The organism is Micromonospora sp. C28ISP2-4 (assembly GCF_030519385.1).
GTDB lineage: Bacteria > Actinomycetota > Actinomycetes > Mycobacteriales > Micromonosporaceae > Micromonospora > Micromonospora tulbaghiae.
On sequence record NZ_JAUMKG010000001.1, the window covers coordinates 293,617 to 315,692 of the forward strand.

At 73.7% G+C, this 22,076-nt stretch carries 22 protein-coding genes; 8 read left to right on the forward strand and 14 right to left on the reverse strand.

Features of this window, described 5'->3' with window-relative positions; all coding sequences use genetic code 11:
* Positions 1–48: 48 nt before the first annotated feature.
* The gene (locus Q3W68_RS01335) at positions 49–1,629 is read right to left on the reverse strand and encodes a Rieske 2Fe-2S domain-containing protein (protein WP_302903721.1); all 1,581 of its coding nucleotides are present in this window, start codon (positions 1,627–1,629) and stop codon (positions 49–51) included.
* A 248-nt stretch (positions 1,630–1,877) separates the two neighbouring features.
* On the opposite strand from Q3W68_RS01335, the gene Q3W68_RS01340 reads away from it, so the two are divergent.
* On the forward strand, positions 1,878–2,102 hold the full coding sequence (locus Q3W68_RS01340; RefSeq protein ID WP_081635946.1) for a hypothetical protein: 225 nt from the start codon (positions 1,878–1,880) through the stop codon (positions 2,100–2,102).
* 76 nt (positions 2,103–2,178) lie between these two features.
* Here the strand turns inward: Q3W68_RS01340 and Q3W68_RS01345 are convergent, their stop codons facing one another.
* The 8 genes from Q3W68_RS01345 to Q3W68_RS01380 all read right to left on the reverse strand — a co-directional run bounded on the left by Q3W68_RS01345 (position 2,179) and on the right by Q3W68_RS01380 (position 10,946).
* Positions 2,179–3,378: a DivIVA domain-containing protein gene (locus Q3W68_RS01345; RefSeq protein ID WP_302903722.1), complete on the reverse strand. Its 1,200-nt coding sequence runs from the start codon at positions 3,376–3,378 to the stop codon at positions 2,179–2,181.
* Positions 3,379–3,400: 22 nt separating this feature from the next.
* Positions 3,401–4,546, reverse strand: a complete 1,146-nt coding sequence (rlmN, locus tag Q3W68_RS01350; RefSeq protein WP_302903723.1) for a 23S rRNA (adenine(2503)-C(2))-methyltransferase RlmN — start codon at positions 4,544–4,546, stop codon at positions 3,401–3,403.
* A gap of 104 nt (positions 4,547–4,650) precedes the next feature.
* Positions 4,651–5,964, reverse strand: coding sequence for a phosphatidate cytidylyltransferase (locus Q3W68_RS01355; RefSeq protein WP_302903724.1), 1,314 nt, complete (start codon positions 5,962–5,964; stop codon positions 4,651–4,653).
* Between the two features lie 253 nt (positions 5,965–6,217).
* Positions 6,218–6,775: a ribosome recycling factor gene (frr, locus tag Q3W68_RS01360; RefSeq protein WP_091419619.1), complete on the reverse strand. Its 558-nt coding sequence runs from the start codon at positions 6,773–6,775 to the stop codon at positions 6,218–6,220.
* 86 nt (positions 6,776–6,861) lie between these two features.
* Positions 6,862–7,629 (reverse strand): UMP kinase, encoded by a 768-nt coding sequence (pyrH, locus tag Q3W68_RS01365; protein ID WP_013284607.1) that lies wholly within the window; start codon positions 7,627–7,629, stop codon positions 6,862–6,864.
* A gap of 157 nt (positions 7,630–7,786) precedes the next feature.
* Positions 7,787–8,614, reverse strand: a complete 828-nt coding sequence (gene tsf, locus Q3W68_RS01370; RefSeq protein ID WP_030269902.1) for a translation elongation factor Ts — start codon at positions 8,612–8,614, stop codon at positions 7,787–7,789.
* A 127-nt stretch (positions 8,615–8,741) separates the two neighbouring features.
* The gene (gene rpsB / locus Q3W68_RS01375) at positions 8,742–9,611 is read right to left on the reverse strand and encodes a 30S ribosomal protein S2 (RefSeq protein WP_302903725.1); all 870 of its coding nucleotides are present in this window, start codon (positions 9,609–9,611) and stop codon (positions 8,742–8,744) included.
* 270 nt (positions 9,612–9,881) lie between these two features.
* Positions 9,882–10,946 carry a hypothetical protein gene (locus tag Q3W68_RS01380; RefSeq protein ID WP_302903726.1) on the reverse strand — a complete coding sequence of 355 codons (1,065 nt, stop codon included), beginning with the start codon at positions 10,944–10,946 and terminating at the stop codon, positions 9,882–9,884.
* A gap of 559 nt (positions 10,947–11,505) precedes the next feature.
* On the opposite strand from Q3W68_RS01380, the gene Q3W68_RS01385 reads away from it, so the two are divergent.
* Genes Q3W68_RS01385 through Q3W68_RS01395 form a run of 3 tightly spaced genes read left to right on the forward strand, consistent with a single transcriptional unit; the run spans position 11,506 to position 14,565 of the window.
* Positions 11,506–11,865: a YraN family protein gene (locus tag Q3W68_RS01385; protein WP_302903727.1), complete on the forward strand. Its 360-nt coding sequence runs from the start codon at positions 11,506–11,508 to the stop codon at positions 11,863–11,865.
* Position 11,866: 1 nt separating this feature from the next.
* A complete protein-coding gene (locus Q3W68_RS01390; RefSeq protein ID WP_302903728.1) occupies positions 11,867–13,387 on the forward strand; it encodes a YifB family Mg chelatase-like AAA ATPase in 1,521 nt (506 codons plus the stop codon).
* The gene (locus Q3W68_RS01395) at positions 13,384–14,565 is read left to right on the forward strand and encodes a DNA-processing protein DprA (protein WP_302903729.1); all 1,182 of its coding nucleotides are present in this window, start codon (positions 13,384–13,386) and stop codon (positions 14,563–14,565) included. The genes Q3W68_RS01390 and Q3W68_RS01395 overlap by 4 nt, the downstream gene beginning before the upstream one ends.
* Before the next feature lie 5 nt (positions 14,566–14,570).
* Here the strand turns inward: Q3W68_RS01395 and Q3W68_RS01400 are convergent, their stop codons facing one another.
* Entirely contained in the window at positions 14,571–14,912 is a 342-nt protein-coding gene (locus Q3W68_RS01400) for a hypothetical protein (RefSeq protein ID WP_302903730.1), read from the reverse strand.
* Between the two features lie 491 nt (positions 14,913–15,403).
* Between Q3W68_RS01400 and Q3W68_RS01405 the strand changes: the two genes are divergently transcribed.
* A complete protein-coding gene (locus Q3W68_RS01405; protein ID WP_302904929.1) occupies positions 15,404–16,393 on the forward strand; it encodes a tyrosine recombinase XerC in 990 nt (329 codons plus the stop codon).
* A 152-nt stretch (positions 16,394–16,545) separates the two neighbouring features.
* Positions 16,546–17,727 carry an aminotransferase class V-fold PLP-dependent enzyme gene (locus tag Q3W68_RS01410; protein ID WP_302903731.1) on the forward strand — a complete coding sequence of 394 codons (1,182 nt, stop codon included), beginning with the start codon at positions 16,546–16,548 and terminating at the stop codon, positions 17,725–17,727.
* A 35-nt stretch (positions 17,728–17,762) separates the two neighbouring features.
* Here Q3W68_RS01410 and Q3W68_RS01415 read toward each other — a convergent pair whose 3' ends face one another.
* Entirely contained in the window at positions 17,763–18,287 is a 525-nt protein-coding gene (locus Q3W68_RS01415) for a M23 family metallopeptidase (protein ID WP_302904930.1), read from the reverse strand.
* Between the two features lie 324 nt (positions 18,288–18,611).
* Between Q3W68_RS01415 and Q3W68_RS01420 the strand changes: the two genes are divergently transcribed.
* Both Q3W68_RS01420 and Q3W68_RS01425 read left to right on the forward strand, forming a co-directional pair.
* The gene (locus Q3W68_RS01420; RefSeq protein ID WP_302903732.1) at positions 18,612–19,271 is read left to right on the forward strand and encodes an SAM-dependent methyltransferase; all 660 of its coding nucleotides are present in this window, start codon (positions 18,612–18,614) and stop codon (positions 19,269–19,271) included.
* A complete protein-coding gene (locus Q3W68_RS01425; RefSeq protein WP_302903733.1) occupies positions 19,268–20,374 on the forward strand; it encodes a sulfite oxidase in 1,107 nt (368 codons plus the stop codon). The genes Q3W68_RS01420 and Q3W68_RS01425 overlap by 4 nt, the downstream gene beginning before the upstream one ends.
* Before the next feature lie 24 nt (positions 20,375–20,398).
* On the opposite strand, the gene Q3W68_RS01430 is transcribed toward Q3W68_RS01425, so the two are convergent.
* Genes Q3W68_RS01430 through Q3W68_RS01440 form a run of 3 tightly spaced genes read right to left on the reverse strand, consistent with a single transcriptional unit; the run spans position 20,399 to position 22,055 of the window.
* Positions 20,399–20,722, reverse strand: a complete 324-nt coding sequence (locus Q3W68_RS01430) for a DUF2469 domain-containing protein (protein ID WP_011905215.1) — start codon at positions 20,720–20,722, stop codon at positions 20,399–20,401.
* Positions 20,719–21,594 carry a ribonuclease HII gene (locus Q3W68_RS01435; RefSeq protein ID WP_302903734.1) on the reverse strand — a complete coding sequence of 292 codons (876 nt, stop codon included), beginning with the start codon at positions 21,592–21,594 and terminating at the stop codon, positions 20,719–20,721. Before Q3W68_RS01435 ends, Q3W68_RS01430 begins: the two co-directional genes overlap by 4 nt.
* Positions 21,588–22,055: an NUDIX hydrolase gene (locus tag Q3W68_RS01440; protein WP_302903735.1), complete on the reverse strand. Its 468-nt coding sequence runs from the start codon at positions 22,053–22,055 to the stop codon at positions 21,588–21,590. Before Q3W68_RS01440 ends, Q3W68_RS01435 begins: the two co-directional genes overlap by 7 nt.
* Between the last annotated feature and the right edge of the window lie 21 nt (positions 22,056–22,076).

A 22,076-nucleotide genomic window follows, 5' to 3' on the forward strand; every position in this document is an offset into this window, starting at 1 on the left:
TCACGACCGATGGTCGCGTGCCGGGGGCGGCGGACGGGGCGGAACCCGTCAGATGGCCGCTTCCCCGGCCGGCGCCGGGGTCTCCGCGTCGGCGCGGTGCGCGCGGATCTTGTGCCCGACGCTGGTCAGACAACGCCCGCTGGCCAGGTCGAACTTCCAGCCGTGCAGCTGGCAGGTGAGCTGGTCGCCGTCGACGATGCCGAACCGGCTCAGGTCCGCCTTCAGGTGCGGGCAGCGCCGCTGCACCACCCAACCGTCGAGCGTGATGTCCTCGGCGTCGACCGCCCGCTCGTGCTCGTCGTACCAGCCCTCGGCGTACTGGAGGCGCTCCTCGGACAGGCACTTGAAGAAGGCGTAGACGAACTCGTTGTACTGGCCGATGCGGGCCGCGGAGAACCGGCAGGACAGGAACAGCGAGTTGACCCAGTCCACCTCGCCGATGTGCAGCAGGTGCTCGATCAGCGCCCGCTCGGTACGGAACCGGTAGCGGACCTTCTCGTCCGCGTACGGCCGGACCTCCTTGCCCGGGAAGTCCACCACGATGGATTCGACGCTCTCTCCGTCGTAGCCGACCAGGTCGAAGCGGACCGGGCCGCCGACGCCCTTGGCCAGGTAGATCGACTCGTCCAGCAGCGGCTCGATCCGGCGCTTCATCTCGCCCAGCACGTCGACCTCGGGGTGCCGCCAGGACGCCTTCTCGGCCTCGATGACCGGGCGCTTACGCTCCCGCATCTCCTCCAGGTGGGCGACCTTGTTGGCGAAGAACTCCTCCACCGGCACCGGGTGCGTGGTGGTCGCGCCCTCGGTGGTGATCTCCGAGACGCTGCCCGGCAGCAGCACGATGCCGTTGGTGCCGCCGACCTTGGCGTACTCGGCCAGGAACACCGACTGGTCGGGGAAGATGTTGCCCTCGTCGCCGAAGATGTCGTTGAACTGCCACAGCTCGTCGTCGAGGAAGCACGGCGGGCCGGCGATCGGGAAGACGTGGTCGGCCTTCAGGTCGTCGATGTAGCGCCAGGTGCGGTCGAACTGCCGGTCCCGCTTCTGCTTGCCGAACGCGGTCTTCGCCGCCTGCGGCAGCTCGTAGACCATCGGGTACCAGATCGCGCCGGAGAACTGGAGCATGTGCGCGTGCACGTGGCCCAGCTCGGCGAACACGCTCAGGTCGGTCGGCCGGGCGTCGTTCTGGTTGAGCAGCCGGACGCCGTCGTACTCGACCCAGAGCGAGGAGTCGCCGATCGGGCCGTCGGTCGGGCTGGTCAGCGCCTGAATCATGATCTTCAGGCCGCCGGGCAGCTCCACCACCTGCTCGTTCGGGGCCTTGAGGAACTTGGTGAAGCCCAGCTCCCGGAACTCGTCCTCCATCTCCGAGGTGGGGAACTCGGGCAGCAGGACCGTGGCGTCCTTGGACACGAAGTCACGCAGGTGCTTCGCGTCGAAGTGGTCCCGGTGCAGGTGCGACACGTACAGGTAGTCGACCTGGCCGAGCGTCGCCCAGTCGAGCAGCGAGTTGTCCGGGAAGGGGAACCACGAGGCGAAGTAGGCGGGGTTGACCCACGGGTCGCACAGGATGCTGCCCGCGGGCGTGTCGATCCGCATGCTGGCATGCCCCGTACCGGTCACTCGCACCGCAGTCCTCCTCAAAAAGGCATCAAGGTGTACGTCAAGACGCTACCGGAGGCAGTGTGCTCGCCGTCCCGCGACGCCGGTAGTGGCCATCCGCCCCCACCGGTACGGGACCAACGACCCGGCCCGGCCGGGCCGCCCGCTGTCGCCCGCCCGGGTCATCCCCGGCACAGGAGGCCGGACCCTGCGCCGGGCCCGGTTGGGCGCGTGCCAGACTGATCGGAGATCCGATCGCGAGGGAAGGACCGACAGTGGCAGGAGACGAGCCGGTAACCGCGCCAGATCAGCACAAGCCCGGACACCGCAAGTCCGGACGGATCGGTGCGGTGCTGTCGGCGTTGGCCTTGGTTCTGATGGCGTTCTGCGGGATCGAGGAGGGCCGGGTGGAGCACATCTGGCTGTTCGGGATCGCCGGGCTGCTGATCGCCATCGTCATCGGCGACGCCGTGCTGCGCCGCAACGGCCTGCGGTCCTGACGCGCGGCGCCCACGGTAGTGCGCGAAGGGCCCGCCCCCGGTGAGGGGCGGGCCCTTCGTCGTCTCGCGGCCGTCGTCAGCGGCCGAGCAGGATGTCCTGCACGTCCTTGAGCGCGGCGTCGACCTCGGCCTCGAAGTAGCCGCCGGGCACCAGCCCGAAGCGCAGCGTGTCGAGTTCCTTCGGGTTCACCGGCATCGGGTTGCGCCCCTGCATGCCGCCGAGCAACGTCTCGAAGAACCGGTCGACCTGGTCCGGGTCGTACCCGCTGCCGAACCGCCGGACCTGGAAGCTGCGCCGGATCTGGTCGACCCGGTGCAGGTCACTGCCGGGCGGACCGGCCATCGGCGGTCCCACCATCGGCGGACCGGCGACCGGCGGGCCCACGAGCGGCGGGCCGGTCATCGAGGGGCCCGGGCCGTAGCCCTGGTCCGGCGGACCGTAACCCGGGTCGGGCGGGCCGTAGCCGGGCTCCGGGGCGCCGTAGCCCTGCTGCGGCAGCGCCGGCGGACCGCCCGGACCACGACCACGCAGCTCCCGCTCGGGCATGCGGATCTCGGCGGTCATGTCGGCACGCCCGCGCCGGCCGGCCTCGAACCCGTCGAAGCGCTCCTCCTGGCCGTACCCACCGGGGCCGCTGTCCGGGGGACCGTACCCACCGGGGCCGCTGTCCGGCGGACCGTAACCGCCGGGACCGTTGTCCGGCGGACCGTAACCGCCCGGGCCGGGCGGCAGGCCGCGCGGCGGCGGGCCGCCGTGCCCCATCGGCGCGCCCGGGCCCATCGGGCCGGGGCCGCCCGGGCCGCGGGGGCCGTCGTAGCCGCCGCGCGGGCCGTCGTAGCCACCGGCGAACGCGCCGGTCGGCTCGTCGTAGCGGTTGCCGTACCGGTCGGCCGGCGGGCCGGGCTGAGCGGGCATCTGCCGGGGCGGCATCGGCGGCTGCGGCACCGGCGACATGCCCCGGTCGTCGCGCATCGGCGGGCCGAGCCGGTCGGCCATCCGGGGATCGCCGCCGCGTCCGGCCGGTGCGCCACCGCGCTCCTCCAGCTCGGCGAGCTGCCGCTCGACCCGGTCGAGGTGCAGGTCGACCTGCCACTCGTCGTAGCCGTTGAACCGGACCCGGAAGACGACGTCGTGGACCTCCTGGGAGGCCACGGGCGCGCCGATCGGCTGGCCGTCGAGTGTCGCCTCGACCCGGTCCAGGAAGGCATCGACCTCGTCGACCTTGTAGCCCCGGCGGAGCGCCTTACGCCGGAAACGCTGACCCTGACTCGCCACTATGTCTCCTGGTCTCGTACCGCTACGCCGTTGCCGCGCGTGAGTCGCCGTCCGTGTCCCCGGCGGCGGCGAGCTGCCCACAGGCCCCGTCGATCTCGCGTCCCCGGGTGTCGCGCACCGTGGTCGACACCCCGGCGTCGCGCAACCGCCGGACGAACTCCCGCTCGACCGGCTTCGGGCTGGCGTCCCAGCGGCTGCCCGGAGTCGGGTTGAGCGGGATCAGGTTCACGTGGGCCAGCTTGCCGGCCAGTAGCCGCCCGAGCAGATCGGCTCTCCACGGCTGATCGTTCACGTCCTTGATCATCGCGTATTCGATGGACACGCGACGCCCCGTCGTGGCCGCGTAGTCCCACGCCGCGTCCAGCACCTCGGACACCTTCCAGCGCTGGTTGACCGGGACGAGTTCGTCGCGCAGCTCATCATCGGGGGCATGCAGCGACAACGCAAGGGTCACCGAGAGGTCTTCGCTGGCCAGTCGGCGGATCGCCGGCACCAGGCCGACAGTCGAGACGGTGATGTGCCGCTGCGACAGGCCCAGCCCCTCCGGCGCCGGGGCGACCAGCCGGCGGATCGCCGCCACCACCCGCGAGTAGTTGGCGAGCGGCTCGCCCATGCCCATGAACACCACGTGCGACAGCCGCGGCGGCGCCCCGGCGACCGCGCCGGAGGCGGCCACCCCGGCCAGGTAGACCGCCTGGTCGACGATCTCGGCGGTGGACAGGTTCCGGGTCAGCCCGGCCTGGCCGGTGGCGCAGAACGGGCAGGCCATGCCGCAGCCGGCCTGGCTGGAGATGCAGACCGTCACCCGGTCCGGGTAGCCCATCAGCACGCTCTCCACCAGCGAGCCGTCATGCAGCCGCCAGAGCGCCTTGCGGGTCGCGCCGTCGTCGCAGGCCAGCTCGCGTACCGGGGTCAGCAGGTTGGGCAGCAGCTCGCCCGCCAGCCGCTCCCGGGTCGCCGCCGGCAGGTCGGTCATCCGCTCCGGGTCGCGCACCAGGCGGCCGAAGTAGTGGTTGGAGACCTGCTTGGCGCGGAACGCGGGCTCACCCAGCTCGGTGACGAGCGCCTGCCGGCCCGGCAGGTCCAGGTCGGCGAGGTGGCGGGGAGGCATCGCGGGCCGGCGGCCGCGGGCGTCGGGGTCTACGGAGATCAGCGGAAGACTCGTCATGGCGCGTCCAGTCTGACACGCTCCCGCCCGGACGCACCCGTCCGTACGTGTCGAATCGCCCCCGGCCACCCGGCCCACCGCGGGTCGCCGCCGTGACGCATGCCTCAGTTCACCACCGGGACGAAGACGGCGAGCAGCAGGTAGGCCACCGGCACGGCGAACAGGATCGAGTCGAGCCGGTCCATCAGGCCGCCGTGCCCGGGCAGCAGGTTGCTCATGTCCTTGACGCCCAGATCCCGCTTGATCATCGACTCGGCGAGGTCACCGAGCACCGCCGAGACCGAGATCGCCATCCCGAACAGCGCACCCCACCAGGGGGCCACGTCGAACAACGCCCACAGCAGCGCCGCGCTGCCCGCCGCCGCGGCGGCCACCGAGCCGGCGAAGCCCTCCCAGGACTTCTTCGGGCTGATCGTGGGCGCCATCGGGCGCTTGCCGAACGACACGCCCGCGGCGTAGCCGCCGGTGTCGGAGAGCACCACCGCCGCCAGCGTCACCAGCACCCGCAGGTGTCCGTCGTCGGGCGCCGCCGCGAGCATGGCCGCGAACCCGGCGAGGAACGGCACGTACACCGCGATCAGGGTCGCAGCGGTCAGGTCGCGCTGATAGTTGCCGGGCCCGTCGCCCAGCCGCCAGATCATCGTGCCCAGCACCGTGACCAGCAGCCCGAGGCAGAGCGCGTCGGGGCCCGCGTACCAGGCCAGGCCCACGGTGATCACGCCACCGGCGACGAGCGGCGCAAGCGGCGGGTGGGCGCCGCTGCGGCGTACCGCACGGGCCATCTCCCAGATGCCGATCCCCACAGCGGCAGCGAGCACGGCGAGGAACGCCGGCATGAAGAAGAACAGCGGCACCACCACCGCCGCGCCGAGGGCCACCCCGACGCCGATCGCGGCCGGCAGGTTGCGCCCGGCCCGGGACGTCGTCGGCGCGGTGGTCGGCGGACGCTCGGCGCTCGCCCGTCGCCGGCCCGGCCCGCGGCGGCCGGTCGACGGCTCGGGCGTGAGGGCGGGCTCGTCGCGTACCGCCGGGATCTGGTCGGTGGACTCGTCCCGGACCGGCGCGATCTGCGCGGTCGGGTAGTCGCCGTCGCGGGCCGGCTCGGCCCAGGGGCCGTCGTGCTCCGGCCCGTCCGGCCGGGCGCGGTCGCCGGCCGGCGGCCCGTCGTACCGGCCCGGGCCGTCGTGGTGCCGCGAGGTCGTCGGGTACGGCCCGGCGTACGTGTCCGGAGCGGCGTACGTGTCCGGGCCTGCCCCGGGTCGGGCGTAGGTGTCCGGCTCGGCGGGGTGGGTGTGCGCGGCCGGGCCGGGCCGCCAGGGGCCGGGCTCCAAATCGGTGTCCGGCCAGGGCAGGGCCGGGGCGGCCGGGCGGTCCCAGCCACGCGACTCGGTGTTGCCGTAGGGGTCGGGGTGGGACATCACGCACCGGCAGCCGGTACGAGAGCCACCACATGACGCAAGACCAAGACCATCCCCTACCGGCGTGAGACTTCCTGTTTACCGACCGACGGCCGGGCGACTCCCGCCGTTCACCCGTGGTGGTCGGGAATCGTGCCGAGCCTACTGCACCCGCCGCGACGCCGAGGGTGTGCGCCGCCGGGCACGACGACGGCACAGGGCCGCCGCCCGGGCGGGCGACGGCGGCGCGGTGCCGTCCGAGGTACGCGGGTGCTCAGACCTCGAGCAGCTCGCTCTCCTTGTGCTTGACCAGTTCGTCCACGTTGGCGACGAAGCGCTGGGTCAGGTCGTCCAGCTCCTTCTCCGCGCGCCGGCCCTCGTCCTCGCCGACCTCGCCGTCCTTGACCAGGCGGTCCAGCTCCTCCTTGGCCTTGCGGCGGATGTTGCGGACGGCGACCTTGGCCTCCTCGCCCTTCTGCCGGGCGACCTTGATCATGTCGCGGCGCCGCTCCTCGGTCATCTGCGGCAGGACGATGCGGAGCTGGTTGCCCTCGTTGTTCGGGTTGGCCCCGAGGTCCGAGTCGCGGATCGCCTTCTCCATGGCGCCCAGCTGCGAGTTGTCGTACGGCTTGATGATCACCATGCGCGGCTCGGGCACCGCGATGGACGCCATCTGCGGCAGCGGGGTCGGGCTGCCGTAGTAGTCGATGACGATCCGGGAGAACATGGCGGCGTTGGCGCGTCCGGTACGGATGCCGCCGAACTCCTCCTTGGCGTGCTCGATGGCACGCTCCATCTTCTCCTCCGCCTCGAGGAGGGTGTCGTCGATCACCGGTCTCCTCGCCTCCTTCTGTCGCTCGTCGTGTGTGGTGCGGGTGCTGCCGTGGCAGAGGGACCGCTGCCGGTCCGGCGGGCCGGTCAGGCGGTGATCAGGGTGCCGATCTTCTCGCCGCCGACGGCCCGGACGATGGTGTCGTCGCCCTGGGCGCCGAAGACCAGCATCGGCAGGCCGTTCTCCATGCAGAGGCTGAACGCGGCGGCGTCGGCCACCCGCAGGTTACGGCGCAGCACCTCGGAGAAGGTGATCGAGTCGAGCTTGCTCGCGGTCGGGTCGATCCGGGGGTCGGCGGTGTAGACCGCGTCCACGCCGTTCTTGCTCATCAGCACCACGTCCGCGCGGATCTCCAGCGCCCGCTGGGCGGCCACCGTGTCGGTGGAGAAGTACGGCATGCCGGCGCCGGCGCCGAAGATGACCACGCGGCCCTTCTCCAGGTGGCGGATCGCGCGCAGCGGGATGTACGGCTCGGCGACCTGGGCCATGGTGATGGCGCTCTGCACCCGGGTCTCGATGCCCTCCTTCTCCAGGAAGTCCTGGAGGGCCAGGCAGTTCATGACCGTGCCGAGCATGCCCATGTAGTCGGCGCGGGCCCGGTCCATGCCGCGCTTCTGCAGTTCGGCGCCGCGGAAGAAGTTGCCGCCGCCGACCACCACGGAGACCTGTACGCCGCGGCGTACCACTGTGGCGATCTGGCGGGCGATGCCCTGCACGACGTCGGGGTCGACGCCGATCGCGCCGCCGCCGAAGACCTCACCGGAGAGCTTCAGCACCACCCGGCGGGACCGACCGGGCGGAGGGGCGGTCGGGTCCTCCGCCGCCAGGCTCCGGTCACTCACAACCTGCGTCATCCGCCCCGCCCCTTCTCCCCGCGCATCGCGCGAGCGTCGCGTACCTGCCCCTGCCGACCCTATGTGACGAGGAGGCCGCGGTGCCTGTCGCGTACACCGGCGGCCTCCTCGTCGACGTTCTCCCCTGTGCCCGGGCCGGACGGCCCGGTGCGGCGGCTCAGGCCTGGCCGACCTCGAACCGCAGGAAGCGGGTCACCTCGATGCCGGCGTCGGCCAGCACCTGCTTGACGGTCTTCTTGTTGTCGGCGACCGACGCCTGCTCCAGCAGGACGAAGTCCTTGAAGAAGGCGTTGACCCGGCCTTCGACGATCTTCGGCAGCGCCGCCTCGGGCTTGTTCTCCTCACGGGCGGTCTGCTCGGCGATGCGCCGCTCGGACTCGACGGTCTCGGCCGGCACCTCGTCACGGGTGAGGTACTTCGGCCGCATCGCGGCGATCTGCATGGCCACGGCGCGGGCGTCGGCGTCCGCCGCCTCGTCGCTCTTGCCGGTGAACTCGACCAGCACGCCGACGGCCGGGGGCAGGTCCTGGCTCTTGCGGTGCATGTAGACAGCGGTGGTGCCGTCCAGCTTGGCGAAGCGGTTGAGCACCAGCTTCTCGCCGATCTTGGCGGACTGCTCCTGGATCAGGTCGGCCACGCTCTTGCCGTCGATGCTGCTGGCGAGCAGCTCCTCGGCGTTGGTGGCGCCGCTGGCCACGCCGTGCTCGACCAGCTGCTGGGCCAGCGCGATGAAGGCGTCGTTCTTGGCGACGAAGTCGGTCTCGCAGTTGAGCTCGAGCAGCGCCTGGCCGGAGTGGGCGATCAGGCCGTTGGCGGCGGTGCGCCCGGCCCGCTTGCCGACGTCCTTGGCGCCCTTGACGCGCAGGATCTCGACGGCCTTGTCGAAGTCGCCCTCGGCCTCGGTCAGCGCCTTCTTGGAGTCCATCATGCCGGCGCCGGTGAGGTCGCGGAGCTTCTTGACGTCCGCGGCGGTGAAGTTGGACATGACTCTCTCTTCGGTGTCAGTGAGGTGGTCTGGGGTGCTCGTTACCCGGTTCCGGGCCGGTTCTGCCCGGCGTACCCGTCGCGCCCCACCGCCGGGAATCGCCGACGGTGGGGACGCGACGGCGAGATCACTCCGCGGCGGCGGTCGCCGGCTGCTCGGCGGCCGGCGCGGCCGGCTGCTCGGCGGCGGCGGGCTGCTCGTCGGCCTTCTTCGGCTCCTCGAGCAGCTCGCGCTCCCACTCGGCCAGCGGCTCGTCGGCGCCGACCTGGCCGGCCTCGGGCTTCTCGTCCGCGCCCCGGTTACGGCCGGAACGGGCGATCAGACCGTCGGCGACGGCGGCGGCGACGACCTTGGTCAGCAGCTCGGCCGAGCGGATGGCGTCGTCGTTGCCCGGGATCGGGAAGTCGACCTCGTCCGGGTCGCAGTTGGTGTCGAGCACCGCGATCACCGGGATGCCCAGCTTGCGGGCCTCGTCGACGGCGATGTGCTCCTTCTTGGTGTCGACGATCCAGACCGCGGCCGGGAGCTTCTGCATGTCCCGCAGACCACCGAGGGTCTTGGTGAGCTTGATCTTCTCGCGGGAGAGCTGGAGCGTCTCCTTCTTGGTGTAACCGGCGGCGGTGCCGCTCAGGTCACCCAGAGCCTCCAGCTCCTTCATCCGCTGCAGCCGCTTGTACACGGTCTGGAAGTTGGTCAGCATGCCACCGAGCCAGCGGTGGTTGACGTACGGCTGGCCGACCCGGGTCGCCTGCTCGGCGATGGCCTCCTGGGCCTGCTTCTTGGTGCCGACGAACAGGATGCTGCCGCCACCGGCGACGGTGGTGCGGACGAACTCGTACGCCTTCTCGATGTAGTCGAGCGTCTGGCGCAGGTCGATGATGTAGATACCGTTGCGCTCGGTGAAGATGAAGCGCTTCATCTTCGGGTTCCAGCGCCGGGTCTGGTGCCCGAAGTGCACACCGCTTTCCAGCAGCTGACGCATGGTCACGACGGCCATGGTGGGTTACTCCTACTTTGTCCCTGGTTGTCCGTCCGGCCGGCGGCCGGACGCCTGGCGCCCGGTCGCCGGCCAGGGTGGGCCCGGTAAGGAGACCGGGACCAGGGAGGCCGTCGCCCCACGGAGGAGACCGTGGAGAGGGCACGCGAGGTCGACCGCGCGAGGCGGTCGCCAGTCGACCAGTGTACGCGCCCTCCCCGCTGCCCGGCCCCCGGGTGCGGAGAGCGCCCGCGGTGTCCGGGCTGCGGTGTGCGGACCGCGGCCCCGCGGTCAGCCGGCGGCGAGGGCGGCGGCGAGGAACAGCACCAGGCCGACGGTCAGGTACGCCGTCGGCGGGCGCAGCCAGCCCCGGCTGCCGTCGGCCAGCGCCAGCCCGCCGGTGCGCAGCCCGTACAGGCCGGTGCCGAAGATCGGCAGACCGACCACCAGGAAGATGCCCACCACCACGTGCGACGTCGACACCGGGTCGCCGAACAGGCCGTGCAGCAACACCCGCACCGCCGGCACCTCCAGCACCAGCACCATCACCGCCAGCAGCACCGCCAGCGCCGGCCGCCGGGTCCGGTAGACGCCGTCACCGGGCGGCGGCCCGTCCGGACGCGGCAGCACCGCGGGCATCGGGCCGGTCGGCATCTCCAGCGGGTTCGGGGCCGCCGCCGGCTGGGCCGGGCCGCCCGGACGCTCGCCGATCCGCAGCGGAGTGGCCTCGCCGGGGCTCAGCCGGGCCGCGGCGGCCGCTTCGGCTCCGCCGTCGGTACCCGGCGCCGGCTCGACGACCGGGTAGCCGCCGATCGGGCTGAGCCGGGGCTTGTCGACGCCGCCGACAGCGCTGCGGGCGTCAACGCCGGCACCACCGGCCGGGTCGCTGCCGTGGGCGATGAGGCCGTACGGGTCGGTGCCCGCCGGGTTCGCGCCGGTCAGCGGGGCTGCGCCGGTCAGCGGGGCGGCCGCCGGCGTACCGAGCGAACCCGACAGCGGGTTCCCGTGCGCGGCGGTGCCGAGCGCGTCGACGCCGCTGCGGGACACCGCGCCGAGCGGATCGGCGGTCGACTCCCGCGCCGCGCGACGGCCGGCCCGCGACCCGGGCAGCTCACCGGAGACCTCCGGGTCGTCCGGCCGCTGCGACCGCCAGCTGCTCGTGTCGTCCACAAGCGGATCGGCGGCGGAGTACCGGCCCGGCTCGGCGTACCGGTTCTCACCGGCGCGCTGCTCGGGCGTGCGGTAGTCGTCGTCGCGGTAGCGGGGCTCGCCCGCGGCGCGCCAGTCCGACTCGTATCCCCGGTCGCCCCATCGCGACCCCTGCTCATCCTCGGAATAGCTCCGTCGTCCGTCCACGACCGGCACGGTATGCGACCGGCTCCAGCCGCGCCATTCGGGTCACCCGGGGATCGGCCCAGGTCAGCGCCGACGCCGCCGGGTCGCGGCCGGGACACGGTCAGTAGCCGTGCGGCGTGACGTACCGGTCGACGAGATCCTTGTAGTCGCCGGGGAGCGCGAAGGCGACCGAGCGCTCCACTGCCGGCCAGTATTCAGGGCGAGCACCGCCGCATCCGTCCTCCGAACCCTGGATCGGCGTCCGCCTCGCGGAACTCCGCGATCCCGCCCCGCGTGCCGACCACGACGTAGTCGACTCTCCGGCCGGCGCCGTGTCCGTCACGGTCATGACGGGCGTCGGGCGTCTGCCCGCAGATGCCGCAGGCAGACGCATCGAACGACGCGCTCCGAGCCGTCACCGCACTCCCCCTCGCTGTCGGACCGCTCATCATGCCTCCACCGGACCGGCCCATAACAGATCGGAATCATGATCGTCGTTCCGTCCACAGGCCCACCCCTGTCCACAGGCGACCGGGCCGAACCACTCCTGATCACGGACGCCGGTCGCATCCTGGCCGGCATGACGAACCGGAACCGAGCCGTCGGGGCGTACGGCGAGCGGTGCGCGCTACGCCACCTGATCGAGACGGGCCTGCGCCCGGTCGCCCGCAACTGGCGCTGTCCCGAGGGCGAGATCGACATCATCGCCTGGGAGGGCCCGGTCCTCGCCATCTGCGAGGTCAAGACCCGCCGTGGCGAGCAGTTCGGCTCCCCCGCCGAGGCCGTCGTGCACGCCAAGGCCCGCCGGCTGCGTGGCCTGGCCGCCCGCTGGCTCGCCGAGACCGGCACCACCGCCGCCGAGGTCCGCTTCGACGTGCTCTCCGTCCGCCTCCCGCTCACCGGCCCCGCCCGCGTCGAACACCTCCGCGGCGCGTTCTGAGATGGGGTACGCGAAAGTGCTGAGCGTCGGCCTGGCCGGAGTCGCCGGGCACCTCGTCGAGGTCGAGGCCGACCTGGCGCCCGGGCTGCCCGCTGTGATCATCTCCGGCCTGCCGGACACCGCGTTGCACGAGGCGCGCGACCGGGTCCGCGCCGCGATCGTCAACTCCGGCCAGAAGTGGCCCAACCGCCGCATCACCCTCAACCTGCTCCCCGCCACCCTGCCCAAGTACGGCTCGGCGTTCGACCTCGCCATCGCGCTCGCCGTCCTGGCCGGCTCGGGCGAGCTGCCACCGGTCGCCCTGGACGCCACAGTCGTGCTCGGCGAACTCGGCCTCGACGGCGCGGTACGCCCCGTCCGAGGCACGCTGCCCATGGTCGCCGCCGCCGCCCGCGCCGGGCACACCCGCGTCGTCGTACCCGCCGGCAACGCCGCCGAGGCGGCAGTCATCCCGGGCGTACGGGTGCACGCTGTCGACACCCTGCACCGGCTCGTCGCCCACGTGCGCGACGGCAGCCCTCTGCTCGCCCCACCGGCCCACGTCCCGGCCGACGGCCCGGCCGGGCCCGACCTCGGCGACGTGGCCGGGCAGCCACTCGGGCGGCGTGCCCTGGAGATCGCCGCCGCCGGGGGCCACCACCTCGCGTTGTTCGGTCCACCCGGCGCCGGCAAGACCATGCTCGCCGAGCGGCTGCCGTCGATCCTGCCCGCACTGGACGACGAGGCAGCCCTGGAGGTGACAGCGCTGCACTCGATCGCCGGTCTGCTGCCACCCGGCGGCGGGCTGCTGCGCCGTCCCCCGTTCCAGGCGCCGCACCACACGGCCACTGTGCCCGCGCTCGTCGGCGGCGGCTCCGGGCTGGCCCGGCCGGGCGCGGTGTCGCTCGCCCACCGCGGGGTCCTGTTCCTGGACGAGGCGCCCGAGTTCAGCAAGGGCGCGCTGGAGGCGTTGCGGCAGCCGCTGGAGAGCGGCCAGGTGCGGGTGGCGCGTACCCGGGGTGCCACCGAGTACCCGGCCCGAACCCAACTGGTGCTGGCGGCCAACCCCTGCCCCTGCGCGAAACCCTCCGGCGACGTCGACTGCGAGTGCCCGCCGCTGGCCCGGCGACGCTACCTGGGGCGGTTGTCGGGTCCGCTGCTCGACCGGGTGGACGTGCAGGTCCAGCTGAAGGCGGTACGCGCGGCGGAGCTGCTGAGCACCGACGCCGCGTACGAGTCCTCGGCCACCGTCGCCGCCCGGGTCGTCGCCGCGCGGCACGCCGCCGCCGACCGCTGGGCGTCCACCGGCCACCGGGTGAACGCCGACGTCCCCGGCCCGTACCTGCGCCGCCCGCCGTGGCACCTGCCGGCCCGGGTCACCACGGATCTGCGCCGCCGGCTCGACACCGGTTCACTGTCCGCGCGCGGCTACGACCGCGTACTCCGGCTCGCCTGGACCATCGCCGACCTGGACGGACGGGACCGGCCAGGCCACGACGACGTCGCGGAAGCCGTCCAGCTCCGCACCGGGGAGGTCGCGTGAGCGCCGACGACCGCCGGCTGGCGCGGGTCGCGCTCACCTGGCTCGCCGAGCCCGGCACCCGGTCGGTGTACGCCCTGGTCGAGCGGATCGGCCCGGTCGCCGCGCTGGACCTGCTGCTGTCCGGCGAGGCGCCGGAGCGGGCACTTCGCTCGGCCGTCGCGGCGCGCGGCGTCTCCGCCGACGCCCGGGCGGTCGCGGCCGACGCACTGGCCCGTGGCGAACGGCTCGGCGCCCGGCTGGTCACGCCGGAGGACGACGAATGGCCCGCCCAGGTCGGCGACCTGCGCCGGCTGGCGCTGTCCGGGGCCACCCGGCGGGTCGACGTGGAGACCGACCCGCCGCTCTGCTTCTGGGTTCGCGGAGCGTGGCCGCTCGATGAGGCGCTGGCGCGCTCGGTGGCGGTGGTCGGCGCCCGGGCGGCCACCCCCTACGGCGCGCACGTCGCCACCGAGCTGGGCTATGGCCTCGCCGACCGGGATTGGACAGTCGTGTCCGGTGGGGCGTTCGGCATCGACGCCGCCGCGCATCGCGGGGCGCTGACGGCGGGCGGGCGCACCGTGGCCGTGCTGGCCTGCGGCGTGGACCGCCCGTACCCGATGGGCAACGCCGCGCTGTTCGACCGGATCGCCGAGACCGGCCTCCTGGTGAGCGAGTGGATTCCGGGCGCGGAGCCGCTACGGCCACGGTTCCTCATCCGCAACCGGGTGATCGCGGCGGCGACGAGCGGCACGGTGCTGGTCGAGGCTGCCGCCCGCAGCGGCGCCACCCAGACGCTCAACCGGGCGCTCGGCCTGCGCCGCCCGGCGATGGTGGTGCCCGGGCCGGTCACCTCGGCGATGTCGGTCGGCGGGCACGAGGTACTGCGGGAACGGCCGGAGGCCCGGCTGGTCACGAGCGTCGCGCACGTGCTGGAGGAGGTGGGGCGCATCGGGTACGACCTGGCCCCGCCCGCCCGGGCGCCCGAGCGCCCCCGGGACCGGCTCGACGAGGAGGCCACCCAGGTGCTGGAGGCGCTGCCCCGCCGCCGAACGCTCGACCTGGAGAGCGTCGCGGCGCGCGCGGGCGTGGACCTGCGTACCGCCATGCGCAAGCTGTCCATGCTGGAGGAACTGGCAATGGTGGTACGCCGCGACGACGGTTACGCGCTCGCACCGCCACCACCGGCCGCCCGCACGTGAACGCGTCAGTCGCCCTCGAACCGGATCTCGGCGTCGCGGCGCTCCGCGCACCGGCGGACGAGCCGGGCCAGCCGGTGGACGTGGTCGACCTCGGCCGGCACCCCGGCGACCTCGGCCAGGCACCGCAGCTCGGCGAGCAGTTGCGACATCCGCTCGGCGCCCACGGTCAGCTCACCGAGCGGGTCGACGCGGTCCAGCAGTGGGGTCCGCCCACCGCCACGGATACGCTTGAGCAGGTCGAGCAGCACGTCCTGCGGGTCCGCGACGACCTCGATCGAGACGTACACGGGCCGGCGACGACTGTCACCTGCCGACACCTGCCGGTAGAGGACGGCGTCCACTCCCACTCTCGGCCCTCCTCGTACCGGCGTCACCGTCACGGGGACGCGTTCGCCTGATCGCGGCCGGATCGACCCTCCGTCGGGGCCGGCTCGGCCACGCTGCCCGCCGGTCGCCGCACCGGAGCGTGCCGCAGCATGAGTTTCCCCTGTCCAGACCCGCTTCTGCCACCCCCACTCAGCGCGTCGGCCCCTGTCCGCACCGGAAGGACGCGGACGACGTGGCGGACGGCACAACCCACGGGCGACGGCCGACCCGCCGCGAAGGCGGGCGCGACAGCCGGGCGGCACGGCGAAGCGACCGGCGGCGGCCCGGCGAAGCGACCGGCGGCGGCAGGGCGAAGCGGCGGGCGGCGACGACGGGCGGCGCTCCGGCCTTACGCTGGGACGGTGATCGCCGTTCGCCTCCGCCGCCGGGACCGCGTGCGCCCGGACCGGGTGCCGCGGTGAGCAAGCGGCAACGCGGTACCCGGGACGCGCACGAGGAACTGCCTGCCTCGATGCGCGAGGCGGTGGACGACTTCGCCGACCACCTGTCGCGGGTGCGCAACCGCTCCGTCCACACCGTCCGGGCGTACGTCACGGATCTCGTGTCGCTGCTGGACCACGCCGTCCGGATGGGCTGCGCCGAACTGCCGGAGCTGGACCTCGCCGTGGTGCGCAGCTGGCTGGCGAAGCAGCGGACCATGGGCGCGGCCCGGACGACGATGGCGCGGCGCGCCGCCGCGGCCCGGACGTTCAGCGCCTGGGCGCACCGGACCGGTCTGCTCGCCGACGACGTGGCGGCCCCGCTGGCCAGCCCTCGCGCACGGCGGGAGCTGCCCGGCGTGCTGCGCGCGGACCAGGCCGCCGCCCTGGTGGAGGCCCCGTCGCGGCAGCGTCCCGGCCCGCCCGGGGCCGACCGCTCGACGGTCCACCCCGACGGCGCCGGGCTCGGACGCGACCACGCAACGGCAGCCGAGGCGACCGGCGACGGACCGTCCGACGCGGTGCTGCTGCGCGACCGGTTGCTGCTGGAACTGCTCTACGGCACCGGGGTGCGCGTCAGCGAGGCGTGCGGCCTGGACGTCACCGACGTCGACCAGGCCCGCCGGGTGGTACGGGTGCTGGGCAAGGGCGGGCGGGAGCGGTCGGTGCCCTACGGAGTGCCGGCCCAGCGGGCGCTCGACGCCTGGCTGCGCGACGGCCGGCCTTCTTTGCTGACCCCGGGATCGGGCCGGGCGCTGCTGCTCGGGGCGCGGGGCGGGCGGCTGAACCCGACCACCGCGCGGCGGATCGTGTCCGGCTGGGCCGGCGCTGCCGGGGTGCCGCGGGTGACGCCGCACGGGCTGCGCCACTCGGCCGCGACGCATCTGCTCGAAGGGGGCGCGGATCTGCGCGCCGTGCAGGAGTTGCTGGGGCACTCGTCGCTCGCCAGCACGCAGATCTACACGCACGTCTCGGTGGAGCGGCTCCGCGCCGCGTACCGGCAGGCGCACCCCCGCGCCTGACCGTCGAAGGCGCGCAGTCAGCGTCGGTGGAACGTCACGGGTGTCTCCGGGGCCGGGAGACACCCACCGCGTTCCACCCAGAGCCCGGATCCGACCGGGCGGGCGGGCGGAATCCGGCCAGCGCATGATCAGTCTCCGGCTAGGATCGACGGATGACGGTGCCGCAGCCACCCGAGCCGATTCCCGGGGCTCGGCTGCTCTTCTCCCTCGATCCGTCCGTCAGCCACCTCAACCACGGCTCGTTCGGTGCCGTTCCGATCGCCGTGCAACGCGCCCAGCAGCGCCTGCGCGACGAGATGGAGGCAAACCCGCTGCGGTTCTTCACGCAGGGCCTGGTCGACCGGATCGCCCACGCCCGGCGGCACCTGGCCACGTTCCTCGGCGCCGACCCGGACGGCACCACGCTCGTCGGCAACGCCACCACCGGTGCGGCCGTCGTGTTGCAGTCGCTGGCACTACGCCCCGGCGACGAGATCGTGACCACCGACCACGGGTACGGGGCGGTGGCGCTGTCGATCGCCAGGGAGTGCGCCCGCACCCAAGCGGTGTCCCGCACCCTGCCGGTGCCGTTGACCGCCACCGACGAGGAGGTGGTCGAGATCATCCGCCACGGGCTGCGCCCCGGGCGTACCAAGCTGCTGATCGTCGACCAGCTCACCTCCCCGACCGCCCGGCTGTTCCCCACCGCGGCGATCGTCGCGGTGGCCCGGGAGCAGGGCGTGCCGGTGCTGGTGGACGCCGCCCACGCGCCGGGCATGCTGCCCGCCAGCGTCGCGTCCGTCGGCGCCGACTTCTGGGTCGGCAATCTGCACAAGTGGGCGTACGCGCCGCGTGGCACCGCAGTGCTCGTGGTGGCGCCGCAGTGGCGGGAGAAGATCCAGCCGCTCGTCGTCTCGTGGGAGCAGGACAGCGGGTTCCCGGTCCGTGTCGAGTGGCAGGCGACGCTCGACTACACCGGCTGGCTGGCCGCCCCGGTGGGCCTGTTCACGTTGCGCAGCCTCGGCGTGGACCGGGTACGCGCGCACAACGCCGCGCTGGCCGCGTACGGGCAACGGGTCGTCGGGGACGCGCTCGGTGTGGCGCCCGAGCGGCTGCCGGAGCCCGGCGGACCGGCGGTCGCCATGCGGCTCGTGCCGCTGCCGCCCGGTGTCGCGACGACGCTCGACGCGGCCCGGGAGCTTCGAAGCCGGATCGCCGACCGGCTCTCCGCCGAGGTGTCGATCGCGGGCTGGAACGGGCGCGGCTACCTGCGGCTGTGCGGGCAGGTCTACAACACCCCCGACGAGTACGACCGGCTGGCCGTCCGGCTGCCCACGCTGCTCGCCCAGGGCTGAGCGGCGCACCCGCAGCTCACCGGCGCCGTACCCGATCATCCGGCGACGTCGACTGGGTGCAGCGGTAGCAACCGGACGCGACCGAGCCCGAGCAGAACCAGCGGATCGAGGTATTCAGCCTCCCGTCGCAGCCCCCAGTGCAGGCAGGCCGCCTCGGCGCAGCCCGGATGCCCGGCGAGCAGGTCGCCGACCGGCGTGCCGGCGTCCACAGGGGTACCGGCGGTGAGCCGGGAGCGGACCGGTTCGTAGGTGGTGCGCAGCCCGCCGGAATGTCCGACGGTCAGCACCGGCCGACCGGCGACGGTGCCGGCGAACAGGACGGTTCCGCCGCCCGCCGCCAGCACCGGCACACCGGGCGGGGCGGCGAGGTCGACGCCCCGGTGCCCGGACAGCCAGGGCTGCGGCGGCGGGTCGAACCGCCGCACCACCCGGGGCGCGCCGGGCAGCGGCCACCGGAAACGCCCAGCGGGCGCACCCCGCATCTCCGCCTCCGGGACACCCGCCGTCGGGCCACCGGCTGCCGAGGCACCCGCCGCCGAAGCGGAGGACGGCCCGACCACGGACGAATAGGCACCCGCCGCGGAACCGGAGAGCGGCCCGGCCACGAACGAATGGGCACCGGCCCAGGACGACACCGGCGCGGCCGAGGACGGCAGCGCCGCCCGGGACGGCGCGGAGACGCCCGGCAGGCAAGCCGCGAGGAACAGCACCACCAGCCCGGCCCGACCGGCGTGAGAGATGGAGGAACGCACGCCGGACACCCTGCCCACCCCGAGCACCGTCTCGCGCGCCCTATCCGACCGTCCTGTGGACGACGCACCGACTGTGGACGAGCGCCGAAATCGGGGCCGATCTGCTACGGCCCGGACGCCTATGCTGGCCCGGTGACGAAGGACTGGTACGCCTGGCACAGCGACTACGACCAGCCCGAGTCCGCACTGGCCCGGCGGCTCGCCGAGGTGCGGCAACGTGTCTCCGACGCGCTGGACGCGGCGCCACCCGGCCCGCTGCGCGCGCTGAGTCTCTGCGCGGGTCAGGGCCGCGACCTGATCCCGGTGCTGGCCGCCCACCCCCGCGGCGGCGACGTGACCGCCCGCCTGGTCGAGTTGGACCCGCGCAACGCCGACCTGGCCCGCCGCGCCGCCGCCGACGCTGGGCTCACCGGTGTGGAGGTGGTGACCGGGGACGCCTCGCTGACCGACCGCTACGCCGATCTGGTCCCGGCGGATCTGGTGCTGGTCTGCGGCATCTTCGGCAACATCACTGACGACGAAATCCGGGCGACGGTGCGGTACTGCGCCTCGCTCTGCGCCACCGGCGGCACTGTGCTGTGGACGCGGCACCGCCGGGAGCCGGACCTGGTGCCCGTCATCTGCGAGTGGTTCGCCGAGGAGGGCTTCGAGCCGGTCGCGGTGAACAGCCCGGCCGACGGTGTGGGCGTCGGCGCGCACCGCTTCACCGGCACGCCCCGTCCGCTGGCGCCGGGGGCGCGGATGTTCGAGTTCGTGGGCTACGACGTGCTGGAGCGGACGGAGCAGTCATGACCACTGTGGACGACGTCAGCCGGCCTTCCCGGGTGGCCGGGCCGGACGAGGGGATCAGCGCCGAGGAGCTTCAGCTCGCCGCGCGTAACCACGGCATCCCGCTGGAGGCGCTGCGGTACGACGTGACCCCGGCGGGCCTGCACTACCTGCTCATCCACTACGACATCCCGGACGTCGACCCGTCCGCGTACGCGCTGAGCGTGTCCGGCGCGGTCGAGCGTCCGCTTCGCATGGACCTGGCGGCGCTGCGCGACCGGCCCCGGGTGACCCATCGGGTCACGCTGGAGTGCGCTGGCAACGGCCGGGCGCTGCTGCATCCCCGTCCGGTCAGCCAGCCGTGGCTGGTGGAGGCGGTGGGCAACGCCGAGTGGACCGGTACGCCGCTGGCGCCGCTGCTGCGCGAGGCCGGCCTGTCCGGCGACGCGGTGGACGTCGTGTTCACCGGCGCGGACCACGGGGTGGAGCGCGGCGTCGAGCAGGACTACCAGCGGGCGCTGCCGGTTGCCGACGCGCTGCGCGAGGAGGTGCTGCTGGCGTACGAGATGAACGGCGCACCCCTGCTGCCGCAGCACGGCGCGCCGCTGCGCCTGATCGTGCCCGGCTGGTACGGCATGGCGCACGTGAAGTGGCTGCGCGACATCACTGTGACGACCGAGCCGTTCGACGGCTACCAGAACGCGGTGGCCTACCGGCTGCGGCGCGACGCCGACGACCCGGGCGTGCCGGTGACCCGGATCGAGCCGCGTGCGCTGGTGCGTCCGCCCGGCTTCCCGGACTTCATGTCCCGCACCCGGGTGCTGCGGCCGGGGCCGTGCACTCTGGACGGCCGCGCCTGGTCCGGCCACGCGCCGGTGACCTCGGTCGAGGTGACCGTGGACGGCGGCGGGACGTGGACGCCCGCGGTCCTGGACGAGCCGGCCGGGGGCGAGTGGGCGTGGCGCCGGTGGTCGGTGAGCTGGACGGCGACGCCGGGGCGGTACGTGCTCGGTGCCCGGGCGACGGACGCGTCGGGGCGTACCCAGCCGGTCGAGCAGCCGTGGAACCGGGGCGGGTTCGCCAACAACCTGGTGCAGCGGGTCGAGGTGGTCGTGCCGGCGGAGTGATCGGGGGCGTTCAGCCGCCCGTGGTCAGCTCCCGAATCCGGAATCTGCGGGAAGCGAGATGTCGGGCTTTTCGAGCTCTTCCACATTGACGTCCTTGAACGTCATCACTCGAACATTCTTGACGAAACGGGCAGGACGGTACATGTCCCACACCCAGGCGTCGTGCATCTCGACCTCGAAGTAGACCTCGCCGTCGGAGTTGCGCACGTGCAGGTCGACCTGGTTGGCCAGGTAGAAACGGCGCTCGGTCTCCACCACGTAGGAGAACTGGCGGACGATGTCCCGGTACTCCCGGTAGAGCTGCAGCTCCATCTCGGTCTCGTACTTCTCGAGATCTTCCGCGCTCATCGCACTCCGCCTTCCATGACCACATCTTCCCCCACCGACGCCGGAGGTCGCGGCTGCTCGCCCAACGCCACGCCGACGGTACCCCCTGACGCGCCGCAGTGCCCCATCGGCTCGTCCGGGCGCCCGGCGAACGCTCCCGGCCCGAGACCCGGCAGCCCGGCCGCGAGCTCGGGCGACGCCACGTCTGCGCCCGCCGGGCGGCGGGCGCGGGGAGGCCGGCCGTCCCGTCCGGAGACGGCGGCCACATTCACGTACGAGAAGCGGTGTTCCCGGCAGGGCCCGAGCGCGCGCAGGGCGGCGCTGTGCTCGGCGGTGATGTAGCCCTTGTGCTCGGCGAAGCCGTAGCCGGGGAACCGCCCGTCCAGTTCCACCATGATCCGGTCCCGGGTGACCTTTGCCAGCACGCTCGCCGCCGCCACACACGCGGCCACCCGGTCGCCCTTCCAGACCGCCAGGCCCGGCACGTCCAGCCCGTCGACGCCGAAACCGTCCGTCAGCACGTACTCCGGGCGGGTGGTGAGCGAGGCGAGCGCGCGGCGCATCGCGGCGAGGTTGCACACGTGCAGCCCGCGGGCGTCGACCTCCTCGGCCGGGATGACCACCACGGCGTACGCCAGGGCTCGTGCCACCACCTCGTCGTAGACGCGCTCGCGGGCGGCGGGGGTGAGCAGCTTCGAGTCGGCCAGCTCGTCGATCTCGCCGCGCCGGCCCTCGGGCAGCACCGCGGCGGCGGCCACGAGCGGGCCGGCGCAGGCGCCGCGACCGGCCTCGTCGGCGCCCGCCACGTGCCGGAAACCGCGCCGCTGCAGGGCGCGCTCCAGCGCGTAGAGGCCGCCGTCGCGGCGTACCACTGTGCGCGGCGGGGTCAGCATGCGCCGCCTCCCGCCAGCACGGCGCCGAGCCGGCCGGGCAGGTCCGGCGGGTAGTAGCGCTCGGCGGAGGCGGCCAGCTCGGCCACCGGCCACCAGCGGTGCCCGTGCACACTCGCCCGTTCGACGTCGTTGAAGCCGGCCGTGTCGACCTCCCAGCCCGCCACCCGGACCAGGTAGAACTGCTGCTCCTGGCGGTACCAGACGCCGTCGAACGGGAACTCGACGGTCTCCGCCCAGACCGGTGCGCCCAGCTCGGCCGGCGCCAGCCGCAGGCCGGTCTCCTCGGCCAGTTCCCGTGCGGCGCCGTCAGCCGGGGACTCCCCCGGGTCCAGCCCGCCGCCGGGGGTGAACCAGTAGCGGTGACCCGGCCGGGCCGGATCACTGCCGTGGAAGAGCAGCACCCGGTCGGACGCGTCGACCAGCAGCACCCGGGCCGCGCGACGAGGGGTGTAGACGGTCACCGCACCAGCCTGCCAGACGCC